This is a genomic window from Pseudomonas haemolytica, from assembly GCF_009659625.1.
GTDB classification, from domain to species: domain Bacteria; phylum Pseudomonadota; class Gammaproteobacteria; order Pseudomonadales; family Pseudomonadaceae; genus Aquipseudomonas; species Aquipseudomonas haemolytica.
Genome location: NZ_VOIW01000001.1, coordinates 1,266,103 through 1,278,346 on the forward strand (window position 1 = coordinate 1,266,103; position 12,244 = coordinate 1,278,346).

Here is a 12,244-nt window from a genome sequence, read left to right on the forward strand (position 1 = left end):
CCTCTTGGGTCAGTCTTAGAAATTCGCTTCCAGCGAAACCGTTACGGTGCGGTCCAGGCCGACGATGTACGCCGGGTCGCCATCGCGAAAACCGCTGTAGCTGGCCGCGTTGGTCTTGGTGGTGTACACGCCGTCCAGGTACTTCTTGTCGAACAGGTTGTCGACGTTCAGGCGCAGGGTCGCGTCCTTGACCACTTTCTTGTCCACTGGCAGGTAGATACCGGCGCCGAGGTTGAATACGGTGCGGCCGGAGATGGCCTCGTCGTTGGTCAGGTCGCCATAGAGCTTGCTGGTGTACTTGCCGCCGAAGGTGCCGTAGAAGCGCCCGTCGTCATAACCGATGTTGGCCGCCAGCATGTTCTTGGGCACGTTGGCGAACTGCTTGCCACTGGTGGGCAAGACGATGGCTTTGCCGGCGTTGTAGACGGTCATGTCGTCTTGTTGCTCGGCCTTGGTGTAGGTGTAGGAGGTGTAGTAGTTGAAGTGGTGGGGCAACTGGCCGCTCCATTCCAGCTCCAAGCCTTTGTTGGTGACCGCACCGACGTTGATGTCAGCGGCGTCCCCGTTGATGTCTTTGGACGACACCTGGCGGTTCTTGAAGTCCATGTAGAAGAGGGTGGCGGCCAGGGTCATGTCGTCGCCGCTGTAGCGCCAGCCCAATTCGTGGTTCCAGCTGGTTTCCGGCTCGAGGTTGATGGAGTCGGCGCCTTTGTCGTAGAGCGCGTAGTTCTGCGGTACACGCATGTTGCGCGAGAGGCTGTAGAACAGTTGGTCGCGCTCGTCCAGCTGGTATTTCAGGCCGACGTTGGGCAACAGCTTGTTGTAGGTCTGGTTACGTTTTTCTGGCCGCTCGTTGAGGCTGCCGTGGTTGGTGCCGTCCCGCTCGACGTTCATGTACGCAAGGCCGGCGATGAAGGTCCAGTCCGGGTTGATGTACCAGGTGTCCTGGGCCCAGACTTTTTGTGCCGGGGTCACGGTGAAGCGGTCGCGCCCCTGGATCTGGTTGCCATTGACATCGACGATGGCACTGTTGGAGTCCGGCCAGGTATCGACCGGCTTGCCATTGCTCTTGAGTGGAATGAACGGCTGGGTCTGGCTCTGGCGTGCGCGCTCGTACCAGTAGCCGAACTGCAGGCTGTGGTCGCCCAGGTCCCAGGTCAGCTTGGTGGTAATACCCGGTCGCCAGGTTTGCGTGCGCGAAGGGCGGTAGTACACGCCGCTGTTCGGTGTGCCATCGGCGTTGTATTGCGCAGCAGTGGGCAGGTTGCCGAGGTCGAACACGCCGCCTTGGTTCGAACCGCGGTTGAGCGCGTAGGCGGATGAGCCGACGCCGCTGCCGTTGCCCCAGTAGTAATACGGGATCACCGACAGGGCCAGGTTGTCGGCCAGTTTGAACTGGGTGTTGAGCACCGCGGTGAAGGTCTGGAACGGGTTCTGCGCCAGGGCGTAGTAGCTGTTGTACTTGCGGTTGCTACCCACGCTTGGGGTCGCCGGGTAAGGGTCGTACTTGCGGCCGTAGCGCTGGAACTGCGCCTTGGTCAACTGGCTGTAACTGTTGTTGTCTTGCTCGTGGTACTTGAGGATCAGGTTGGCGGTGTTGCCATTGCCGGCGTCGAAAAAGCTGTTCCATTCCACCTTATCCGCCCGCACGGCGCCCGAGCCACGCCACATCTGACCTTCGGTATGGGACACCGACAGCCAGTTGCTCAGGCCATTGATCTCGCCGGTATTGAGGCGGGCGAAGGTCTTGCGCGTGGCGTTGCTGCCGACGACTTGTTTAACGAAGGCTCCGGTTTCCTTGGTTGGGCGAATGGTCACGATGCCGATGTTGCCGCCGCTGGAACCGATGTGCGGGCCGTCGGCTTCCGATGCGCCCTGGGTGACGAAGATCTGGTCGATGTTTTCCGGGTCGCCCAGCAGGTTGGAGTACAGCGCGTAGTTGCCCGAATCGTTGATCGGCATGCCGTCCACCGACATGCCCACCTGGTCGGAGTTCATGCCGCGCATGGTGAAGCGAAAGCCCGACAGGCCAGTGTTGTCTTCACTGGAGATGTTCAAGCCCGGGGTGTACTTGAGCTTATCGATGGCGTTGCCCGTTGCCGCCTGCTTGTCCAGTGCTTCCTTGGTTACCGTAGAGCGGCCCTTGATGCTCTCTTCCGGGACCATGTAGCCGCCCCCGGCGCTCGCCTTGCCTTGTACGCCAATGGTGCCGACGTCACTGTCGCTGGTCTCTGCCATGGCCATTCCCTGGGCCATGCTGGTCGCGGCCACGAGTGCCAGATGAATGCGGGTGAACTTCATCACTGTCGTCCTGGTGTCGGGTGCTTATTGCACGCTGTAGTTGAAGGTGGCGGTGAAGCGTTGCTCATTGCGCCCCCCAAAGGCTTGCTCGGGGAACGGCTTGACTTGCTTGATGCGACGCAAGCTGTTGGTGGCGGCGCGGTTGAGCAACATGCTCGAGGCCTGGGTTTGCACACCGGAGTCGAGCACGCGGCCCTGGCGGTCCACCAACAGCCACACCACCACCTCGCCGCTGGGGCGTTCGAGCGACGCCTGGCGCCCGGTGGGGTACTGCTTGTAGGTGTCCAGCTCGTTGCGCAAACCTTTGAGATAACCACCCTCCAAGGCCTGGCCGTCAACCTTCGGCGGCGCAGGCGGGGCCGCTGCCGCCACGGGCGCTGCCGGGGCTGCGACGGGTGGAACGGGTTTGGCGGCGGCGACCGGTTGCGCAGTGGGCGCAGTGGGCGCGGGCTTGGCAACCACCGGCTTGGGCAGCGGTTTTGGCTTGGGCTTGGGTTCGGGCTTTGGCAGCGGCTTGGGCGGCGGTGGCGGTGGTGCCGGCTCGGCCTCTTCATCTTCGATCAGCGGCGGTGGCGGCTCTTGTTGCACCACCGGTTCCGGGACGACTTCCGGCTCCGGCTCGACCAACGCCAACTCGACTGCCGACTCGTCATACACCGGCTCGACCTTCAAGGTCTGGGAGTGGATACCCAGTGCAATCAGCACCAGGGCGATCACGGCCGGGACACTGCCCAGCAGCTGACGTGCACGAAACAGAACGTACATGATCAGGATTTACGCGTGGCGATGGACACGGAGGTGAAGCCACCCAGGCGCAGGGTGTCCATCACTTCCACCAGGCGCGAAACTTCCACGCCTTTGTCGCTGTTGACGATGATCGTCGACTTGGTCTCGGGCTTTTCGGCGGCCTTCAGCGCCGGCACCAAGGCATCCACCGTCAGGTCCTTGCCGTCGAGTTGCAACTGGCCTTCCAGGCCCAGGGTGAGGATGAATTTGTTCTGCGGTTTGAGCTGCTGTGAAGTGCTGGCGCTGGGCAATTGCGTCTTCATGCCGAGCGCGGGAATCACGTTCAAGCTCACCAGTACGAAAAACACCAGCAGGAACATCATCACGTCGATCATCGGAATCAGCTCGATGTGCGCCTTGCGTTTCTTGGGTTCGTCCCAGGTTCTCATTCCGTTGCCCCGTCATTGAATTAGGGGCAGAACGCTAACAGTGAAAAATGACCGAATGGTTAACTTTAATTGACGGTTTAAAGGCTCTAGGACGCATCTTTCAGAAAATTTACCGGTCACTTTTGCGACGTAATGAAACTGACATGCGTGGCGTACATCCTCGAGAAATTTATCTCGAGAGACGCCCCGTATGCCCACTGCGTTGCCTCATTTGTCCACCCCGCGACTCCTGTTGCGTGCGCTGGAAATGCATCAGGCCGAAGCACTTTTCACCCTCGCCAACGGGCCGAAAATTGCCGATAACACGGCCAATATTCCATCGCCTTACACCTTGGAAACGGCACAGGGTTTTATCGCCGGGACCGCCGAGAAATATCGCACCGGTGAGTTGTTGAACCTGGGGATGCACGTGCGTGACTCTGACGAATTGATTGGCATCGTCAGCCTGCGTCTGAATACTCGTCACCACTATGGGCACTTGGGTGGCTGGGTGGCGGCGCACTGCCGCAACCAGGGATTTGCCGCCGAGGCCGCGAGCGCGATGATGGACTACGGCTTCTCTGCACTGGGGTTGCAGCGCGTGGGCAGCCAATGTTTTGGTCGCAATAAGGAATCGGCGCGGGTCATGGAGAAGATCGGCCTGCGCTATGAAGGCTGTATGCGCCAGGCGTTTCTGAAAAATGGCGTGTACGAGGACTTGCTCGGGTTTGCCACCGTGCGCGACGACTGGGAGCGCCGGTTGTGAGCGGCGCCATTGACCACGACCGGCGCCGGGTGCTCAGCGGGCTGGCGGTTGCTACCGCGTTTTCCATCCTCAGCCCGTTTGCACGCAGTGCCGGGGTGGATTATCCGTTCACTCTTGGCGTGGCTTCCGGCGACCCGTTGCCGGATGGCTTTGTGATTTGGACGCGCCTGGCGCCGCTGTTCAACGCCGCAGACGGGCGTGGCGGCTTGAGTCGCGCGGTGCCGGTGCGCTGGCGGGTGGCCAGCGATGCGGCGATGACGCGCATTGTGAAGCAGGGCGAGGTGCTGGCGACGGAGCGTTTCGCCCATGCGGTGCATGTCGAGGTGGCGGGGCTGGCGGCGGACAGGCCCTATTGGTACCAGTTTGAAGGGCTCGGTGCGCAGAGCCCGGTGGGTCAATCGCGCACAACGCCGCTGCTGCATGCCATGGCCTCGGCGCGGTTGGGGTTTGTATCCTGCTCGCACTGGGAGCGTGGCTATTTCAGCGCCTATCGGCACCTCGCCGCCGAGCAGCCCGACCTGGTGTTTTTCCTCGGCGACTATATCTACGACAGTTCCTACGCGGCGGACTCGGGCAAGGTTTTTCGTTCCCACGGCAGCGGCAATGCGCTGACCCTGAGCGACTACCGCAACCGCTACGCGCTATACAAGACTGATCCAGACCTGCAAACCCTGCACGCCGCCGCCCCCAGTGTGGCGACCTGGGACGACCACGAAGTACAGAATGACTATGCCAACCGCTGGTCCCAGGACCCGAAGATTGGCGTGGCGCAATTCCTCCAGCAACGAGCGGCGGCTTACCAGGCGTTTTACGAACACATGCCCCTGCGCGCCAGCAGCGTGCCGAAGGGCGCGGACATGCGTATCTACCGGCGCCTGGACTATGGCCGGCTTGCACGTTTCCATGTGCTCGACGGTCGTCAGTACCGTTCCGAGCAACCGTGTATTGCAGCCAATGGCAGCCACCAAGGGCATGTCGCCACCACTCCGTGCAATGACTTGCGTGACCCCGCCCGCACGTTGCTTGGCTGGCAGCAAGAAGCCTGGCTCGACCAGGGTTTTGCCCAGTCGAAGGCGCAGTGGAATGTGATCGCCCAGGACCTGCTGGTGGCACCGCTGATCCAGCGTGATCTCACCAACCACAAGCCGGGGCGCTGGACTGATGGTTGGGATGGCTACATGGCCAACCGTTCGCGGATGCTGGCGTCCATCGCCCGCCATCGGGTCAGCAACCCGGTGTTCTGGGGCGGCGACATACATTCGTTCTGGGCCACGGACCTGCATGCAGACGCCGACAACCCGGATTCGGCGGTGGTGGCCACCGAGTTCGTCGGCTCGTCGGTGACATCCGACGGCCCGCCCTATGACGCCTTCATGAAGATCATGCCGCTCAACCCCCATGTGAAGTTTTTTGACAGCCGCCAGCGTGGGTATGTGTCGGTGGAGTTGGCGGCCCAGCGGATGCTGACGAATTTTCGGGCGATCAGTGACCCTCGCGACCCCGCGGCCACGGTGTCGACGTTGAAGTCGTTTGTGGTAGAGCCGGGGAGGGCGGGGGCGATTGCCGTGTAGCCTATTTCTCTGTGGCGCATCGGTCCACTGTGGGAGGGGGCTTGCTCCCGATAGCGGTGTGTCAGTCACTCATGCTGTGATTGAACCTCCGCCATCGGGAGCAAGCCCCCTCCCACATTGATTTCGTAGCGCACCGACAGGGCGCCTTTTTTCTCCGACAATGCCAAAATCGTCACCTGGCCCAGTTCGCTCAACGCTTGCACATGGGTGCCACCGCACGCGTAGGGCGGCAACTCGCCGAAGCCGACTTCCCGGGCGCCGTCTTCCAATGTCATATGGCGTGGATAGTCGGCGGCGATCCATTGGTTGACCTGTTGCTGGAGCGCCTGGGCATCGATGTTTTGTGCAGCTTCGCCGCGGATAAAGGTGATCTTGCCTTCGCCCGGCCAATGGTGGGCCTTGATCGGCATCCAGCCCAGGTGTTCGCCGGCATTGCCGATCAAATGCCCCGCCGAATGCAGGCGGGTGTGCAGCGCGCGGCGTTGTGCATCGACCCGTGCAGCGACCGGGCCGGGTTCCAGCGGTTGATCGACGTAATGCACCACATGCTCGGCCTCCTGCATGACGCGCAGTACCTGGCTGTCGCCGAGCCACCCAGTGTCGAACGGCTGGCCGCCGCCTTGGGGATGGAAAATCGTCGACTGCACAATCACGGCGAACTGCTCTTCGTGCGGGGTGCAACTGAGCACTTCCAGCTCGGCCGTCAGGTGGTCGTGGGTAAAAAACAGGCGCTCGGTCATCATCTACATCCGCGTCAGGGTTCTGTGGGCAGTATAAATAGTGCGCAGATGGGTGATAATCCGTTCAATTATCAATGGACCTGTGCGTGATGAGCATCAATCTACCTTTGCCGCTGTTGGGTGAAATGGCGATTTTCGTCAAGGTCGTGGAAACCGGCAGCTTCTCCGAAGCGGCGCGGCAACTCAGCGTTTCACCCTCGGCGGTGAGCCGCAGCATCTCGCGCCTGGAGCAGGCCCTGGCCACGCGCTTGCTGCAACGCACCACGCGCAAACTGCGCCTGAGCGAGGGTGGTGAGGAGGTGTTCAAGCGTTGCCAGGAGATGGTCAATGCAGCCCGCTCGGTGATGGAAATCAGCGGCCAGTTCACCCATGAAGCCGAGGGTCTGGTGCGGGTCAGCGTGCCCAAGGCGGTGGGGCGCTTCGTGGTGCATCCGCATATGCCGGAATTTCTGCGGCGCTACCCCAAGGTGGATGTGCAATTGATCCTCGAGGATCGGCATGTGGACCTGATCGACGATAACGTCGACTTGAGCATCCGTATCACCGACAGCCCGCCGCCCGGTTTGGTCGGGCGCCAGTTATTGCCCATCGAGCATTTGCTGTGCGCGACGCCGCAGTACCTGGCCGAGCATGGCACTCCAAGCCATCCCCATGATTTGCTCGAGCACAGTTGCATCTACCTGGGGGAAACCCCTGGCGACTCACGCTGGAAATTCCGTCAGGCCGGCAAGGCGGTGACGGTTGGCGTGCGCGGGCGTTATGCGGCGAACCACACCGGCGTGCGGTTGGATGCGGTGCTGCAGCATGTGGGGATTGGCAGCTTGCCGTATTTCACGGCGCGGCATGCGATGGAGGCGGGGCAGTTGGTGCAGGTGTTGGCGCAGTGGGACTTTATTGCGTCTTACCATGGCGAGGCGTGGTTGCTGCATTCGCCGACGCGGTATCTGCCGCCGAAATTGCGGGTGTTCATTGATTACCTGGTGGAGTGCATGGCCAAGGAGCCGACACTGGGCCGCGTGTAGGAGTACGGTCAAAAATGTGGGAGGGGGCTTGCTCCCGATGGCGGTGCATCAGTCACCCATCAATCGACTGAACCTCCGCTATCGGGGGCAAGCCCCTTCCCACATTCAGTGCAGCAGTGATTTTTGAAGTCAGTGCTTGCTCTGGTCTAGCGGCATTGCCAGCAGCTGCTTTTCCTGGTTCCAGTCGAACGGTTCGTCGTTCTGTTCGGCTTCAAAGCGACGTTCTTCCAGGGCCTGGTACAGGTCCAGTTCTTCGTCGGGCATGAAGTGCAGGCAATCGCCGCCAAAGAACCACAACAGGTCGCGCGGTACCAGGTGAGCGATTTGCGGGTAGCGCAGGATGACCTGGCTCATCAGGTCCTGGCCCAGGTATTGGCTTTCGATCGGGTCGATCGGCAGCAGGGCGCGCAGTTCGTCGAAGCGCTCCAGGAACAGTGAATGGCTTTCCTCGGGTACCTGTTCGGCTTCGCCGACGGCAACCAGGATGCTGCGCAAGTGGTCGAGCAAGACGAGATGATCGGCAACGACGTTGGACACGAGATAAGTCCTCTAAAGCAAAAACGGGCGCGAGAGTATATAGCCCTCGCGCCCGTATTTATATGACCGCTGGTATTAGCGGACTTTACCCTCAGCCTGCATCAGCTCTTCCTTGCTGAAATCATCCACGTCGATCACCTTGCGCCGCGCCGCTTCGGCGTCACGCAGGGTTTGCGCTTCGGCCGGTTGCAGCACGCCGGCATGCAGCGCGGCATCGATGGCGTGTTCGCCGGCGGCCGGTTTGACCTGGCCGCTTTTGAGTGCACTGTGGAGTTTTTTCTGCAGCGGATGGCTGGCGTCGAGCAGGTCGTAGGCATGTTGCAGGGCGCCCACTGGATCTTCTGCCGATTGTGGGCGGTAGCAGCCGGCCAACAGCTCTTCCAGGGTCGGGTCGCCTTTGGCACGACCGATCACTGCCGCCACTTCGGCATCCAGCGCGTCGGACGGCCCGGTGTGACGACGCCCGAACGGGAACACGATTACCCGCAGCAGGCAGCCCAACACCTTGTTCGGGAAGTTGCTCAGCAGTTCATCCAGGGCGCGTTCCGATTCACCCAGGCTTTCTTCCATGGCCCAGGCAAACAGCGGTTCCAGGTGATCCGGCGAGTCCAGGTCGTGATAACGCTTGAGCGCCGCCGAGGCCAGGTACATATGGCTCAGCACGTCGCCCAGGCGGGCGGACAGGCGTTCGCGGCGCTTTAGCTCGCCACCCAGCAGCATCATGCTCAGGTCTGCCAGCAGGGCAAATGCAGCCGCCTGGCGGTTCAGTGCGCGGAAGTAACCCTGGCTCAAGCGGTTGCCGGGGGCTTTTTCGAAATGACCGAAGCCCAGGTTCAGCACCAGGGTGCTGGCCGCGTTGCTCACGGCAAAGCCGATGTGCTGCATCAACAGGCCGTCGAATTCCTTCAACGCCTGGTCGTGGTCTTCGCGACCGGCCAGGGCCATTTCCTTGAGTACGAACGGATGGCAGCGAATTGCGCCCTGGCCGAAGATCATCAGGTTGCGCGAGAGGATATTCGCGCCTTCCACCGTGATGAAGATCGGCGCCCCTTGCCAGTTACGGCCCAGGTAGTTGTTCGGGCCCATGATGATGCCCTTGCCGCCGTGTACGTCCATGGCGTGGCTGATGCACTCACGGCCGCGCTCGGTCAGGTGGTACTTGAGGATCGCCGAGAGTACCGAGGGCTTCTCGCCCAGGTCCACGGCGTTGGCGGTGAGCATGCGTGCGCTGTCCATCAGCCACGCGTTACCGCCGATGCGCGCCAGGGCCTCCTGGATACCTTCGAAGGCCGACAGCGGGACGTTGAACTGCTCGCGCACCTGGGCGTATTGCCCGGTCACCAGGCTGGTGAACTTGGCCGCGCCGGTACCGACCGCAGGCAGGGAGATGGAGCGGCCTACCGACAGGCAGTTCATCAGCATCATCCAGCCCTTGCCGAGCATCTCCTGGCCACCAATCAGGAATTCCAGGGGGATGAACACATCCTTGCCGGAGTTGGGGCCGTTCATGAAGGCGGCGCCCAGCGGCAGGTGGCGACGACCGATTTCAACGCCGGGCGTATCGGTAGGAATCAACGCGAGGCTGATGCCCAGGTCTTCTTCTTCGCCCAGCAGGTGGTCCGGGTCATGGGCCTTGAACGCCAGGCCGAGCAAGGTCGCGACCGGGCCCAGGGTGATGTAGCGTTTTTCCCAGTTCAGGCGCAGGCCGAGGGTTTCCTTGCCTTCCCATTCACCTTTGCAGATCACCCCGGTGTCGGGCATGGCGCCGGCATCGGAGCCGGCCAGCGGGCCGGTGAGGGCGAAGCAGGGGATATCGTCGCCACGCGCCAGGCGGGGCAGGTAGTGGTTGCGTTGCTCATCGGTGCCGTAGTGCAGCAGCAATTCGGCTGGGCCAAGGGAGTTGGGGACCATTACCGTGGAGGCAAGGTCACCGCTGCGAGTCGCGAGCTTCATTGCGACCTGGGAGTGGGCATAGGCGGAAAAGCCTTTGCCACCGTACTCCTTGGGAATGATCAGGGCGAAGAAGCCGTGGGTCTTGATGTGTTCCCAGGCCGCTGGCGGCAGGTCCATGGCCTGGCCGATTTCCCAGTCGCTGACCATGGCGCAGAGTTCTTCGGTGGGGCCGTCGATAAACGCCTGTTCTTCCTCGGTCAGTTGCGCCTTGGGGTAGGCCAGCAATTTGTCCCAGTCGGGGCGCCCGCTGAACAGTTCGCCATCCCACCAGACGGTGCCGGCGTCGATGGCATCGCGTTCGGTCTCGGACATCGGCGGCAGGACTTTCTGGAACCAGCTGAACAGCGGCTTGGTGAAGTATTGGCGGCGCAGGTCGGGCAACAGCAACGGCACGGCGACCACGGCGATGAGCACCCAGAAGATCAGCAGCAGCCAACCCGGTGCGTGGCTCCAGGCGCCCATCGCCAGCAGGTAGACAGCGACCACGCCGAGGGCGGGCAGGGGGGCGATACGGCGATGTGCCAGGTAGGCAATGCCGACCACCAGCACCAGTATCCACAACAACAGCATATGCAATCCTCCGTGAAACCAGGGGCGAAACCACCAGGGAGCTTAGTCGGCATCCGAGCAGGCCGGGTGATCAGGGTGTTACAAGTTGTACTGGGTTATCCATCAGCAGTCGCCGACATTTGGCCGAATCGTCGTTATCTCTGTGGCAGACCTGTCGTTAAACTCCAGGCTTCACTCGGAGATCAAGCTCATGAATGCGTACTTGAGTCCCAGCCGCTTCATCGATAGTGACCACCCTGCGGTGGTGGAGTTCGCCGAAAAGCATCGCGGAACCCAAGCGAATTTAAGTGACCAGGCAGTCAGTCTTTACTACGCCGTGCGTGAGGCGATTCGCTACAACCCTTATACCTTCAGCCGTGACCCCGGCACCTTGAATGCCAGCTTCGCCCTGGCCGCTGGCGAGAGCTACTGCGTGCCCAAGGCCACCTTGCTTGCCGCCTGTGCCCGCCACTGCGGCATCCCTGCGCGTATCGGCCTGGCGGATGTGCGCAATCACCTGTCCACCCCACGCTTGCTCGCCCTGCTCAAGAGCGACGTGTTCGCCATGCACGGTTATACCGAGCTTTACCTGAACGGTCGCTGGGTCAAGGCGACTCCGGCGTTCAACCAGCAACTGTGCGACGTGTTCGATGTGCCACCGCTGGAGTTCGATGGCCTCCACGACAGCGTCTTCCACGCGTTCAATCGCCAGGGCCTGCGTTCGATGGAGTACGTGGTGGACCATGGGCAATTTGCCGATGTGCCCGAGGCGTTTTTCTTCGCGCATATCCGAGAGTGTTACCCGCACTTGTTTGCTGACGATGCGCCGCCCTTGCTGGGCGATATGCAGAGCGATTTAAGCCGCGCCTGAACCGGCGTATGCTGCTGCCTTCATCCAGCCATGTTCATCAACGATAAGGCGCGGTCATGCTGAAAATCTGGGGTCGTAAAAATTCATCAAACGTCAGGAAAGCACTGTGGTGCGCCGAGGAGCTCGGCCTGGACTATGAGGCAATTGATGCGGGCGGAGCTTTCGGTGTGGTCGACACCCCGCAATACCGAGCGTTGAACCCCAATGGGCGGGTACCGATGATCGAGGATGGCGACTTTGTGCTGTGGGAATCCAATACCATCGTGCGTTATTTGTGCGCCAAACACGCGTCGGACTTTTACCCGAACGACCTGCAAGCCCGGGCCAGCGCCGAGAAGTGGATGGATTGGACCACCTCAACGCTCGCCGATCCGTTCAAGGCAGTGTTCTGGGGAATCGTGCGTACACCAGCCGAAAAGCAGAACTGGGACAGTATCAATGCCGGGCGCCAGGCGTGTATCGACGCGCTCAGAACTGTCGACGAAGCCCTCGCCGAGCAACCTTACCTGTCCGGCCAGGCATTTGGCATGGGCGATATCCCCTTGGGCTGCTTCATCTACGCGTGGTTCGAGATGCCCATCGAGCGACCTGCAATGCCCCATCTAGAGGCCTGGTACCAACGCCTGCAGCAGCGGCCGGCGTATCGCAAGGCGGTGATGACCGCGTTGACTTAATACACACTATTAATACGGGTGACTGTACTTGTGCGGCATGGGCACGCACCATGCTCGCACTGCATCGTAGGTTGAACTACCTTCGGTGTGCCCTCATCTATTCTTT

11 protein-coding genes are annotated in these 12,244 nt (G+C 61.4%); 5 read left to right on the plus strand and 6 right to left on the minus strand.

Features of this window, described 5'->3' with window-relative positions; translation table 11 throughout:
• Nucleotides 1–15 precede the first annotated feature (15 nt).
• Genes FRT59_RS05960 through FRT59_RS05970 form a run of 3 tightly spaced genes read right to left on the minus strand, consistent with a single transcriptional unit; the run spans nucleotide 16 to nucleotide 3,476 of the window.
• Nucleotides 16–2,301, minus strand: coding sequence for a TonB-dependent receptor (locus FRT59_RS05960; RefSeq protein WP_153870635.1), 2,286 nt, complete (start codon nucleotides 2,299–2,301; stop codon nucleotides 16–18).
• Nucleotides 2,302–2,325: 24 nt separating this feature from the next.
• Entirely contained in the window at nucleotides 2,326–3,066 is a 741-nt protein-coding gene (locus tag FRT59_RS05965; protein ID WP_153870636.1) for an energy transducer TonB family protein, read from the minus strand.
• Nucleotides 3,067–3,068: 2 nt separating this feature from the next.
• Entirely contained in the window at nucleotides 3,069–3,476 is a 408-nt protein-coding gene (locus tag FRT59_RS05970) for an ExbD/TolR family protein (protein ID WP_034117567.1), read from the minus strand.
• A 190-nt stretch (nucleotides 3,477–3,666) separates the two neighbouring features.
• Here FRT59_RS05970 and FRT59_RS05975 point away from each other — a divergent pair, with 190 nt between their 5' ends.
• Together FRT59_RS05975 and FRT59_RS05980 are read left to right on the plus strand one after the other, a co-directional pair.
• Nucleotides 3,667–4,221, plus strand: coding sequence for a GNAT family N-acetyltransferase (locus tag FRT59_RS05975; RefSeq protein WP_153870637.1), 555 nt, complete (start codon nucleotides 3,667–3,669; stop codon nucleotides 4,219–4,221).
• Nucleotides 4,218–5,792: an alkaline phosphatase D family protein gene (locus tag FRT59_RS05980; RefSeq protein WP_198809865.1), complete on the plus strand. Its 1,575-nt coding sequence runs from the start codon at nucleotides 4,218–4,220 to the stop codon at nucleotides 5,790–5,792. Before FRT59_RS05975 ends, FRT59_RS05980 begins: the two co-directional genes overlap by 4 nt.
• A 65-nt stretch (nucleotides 5,793–5,857) precedes the next feature.
• Here FRT59_RS05980 and FRT59_RS05985 read toward each other — a convergent pair whose 3' ends face one another.
• The gene (locus FRT59_RS05985; RefSeq protein WP_034117570.1) at nucleotides 5,858–6,532 is read right to left on the minus strand and encodes a serine-tRNA(Ala) deacylase AlaX; all 675 of its coding nucleotides are present in this window, start codon (nucleotides 6,530–6,532) and stop codon (nucleotides 5,858–5,860) included.
• An 89-nt stretch (nucleotides 6,533–6,621) separates the two neighbouring features.
• Here FRT59_RS05985 and FRT59_RS05990 point away from each other — a divergent pair, with 89 nt between their 5' ends.
• Nucleotides 6,622–7,554, plus strand: coding sequence for a LysR family transcriptional regulator (locus FRT59_RS05990; RefSeq protein ID WP_153870639.1), 933 nt, complete (start codon nucleotides 6,622–6,624; stop codon nucleotides 7,552–7,554).
• Nucleotides 7,555–7,683: 129 nt separating this feature from the next.
• Here the strand turns inward: FRT59_RS05990 and FRT59_RS05995 are convergent, their stop codons facing one another.
• Both FRT59_RS05995 and FRT59_RS06000 read right to left on the minus strand, forming a co-directional pair.
• The gene (locus tag FRT59_RS05995) at nucleotides 7,684–8,091 is read right to left on the minus strand and encodes a PA2817 family protein (protein WP_162524831.1); all 408 of its coding nucleotides are present in this window, start codon (nucleotides 8,089–8,091) and stop codon (nucleotides 7,684–7,686) included.
• 75 nt (nucleotides 8,092–8,166) lie between these two features.
• Nucleotides 8,167–10,614 carry an acyl-CoA dehydrogenase gene (locus tag FRT59_RS06000; RefSeq protein WP_034117573.1) on the minus strand — a complete coding sequence of 816 codons (2,448 nt, stop codon included), beginning with the start codon at nucleotides 10,612–10,614 and terminating at the stop codon, nucleotides 8,167–8,169.
• A gap of 190 nt (nucleotides 10,615–10,804) precedes the next feature.
• On the opposite strand from FRT59_RS06000, the gene FRT59_RS06005 reads away from it, so the two are divergent.
• Together FRT59_RS06005 and FRT59_RS06010 are read left to right on the plus strand one after the other, a co-directional pair.
• A complete protein-coding gene (locus tag FRT59_RS06005; protein WP_153870640.1) occupies nucleotides 10,805–11,464 on the plus strand; it encodes a transglutaminase-like domain-containing protein in 660 nt (219 codons plus the stop codon).
• Nucleotides 11,465–11,520: 56 nt separating this feature from the next.
• A complete protein-coding gene (locus FRT59_RS06010; RefSeq protein ID WP_153837848.1) occupies nucleotides 11,521–12,138 on the plus strand; it encodes a glutathione S-transferase family protein in 618 nt (205 codons plus the stop codon).
• The last annotated feature ends 106 nt before the right edge of the window (nucleotides 12,139–12,244 follow it).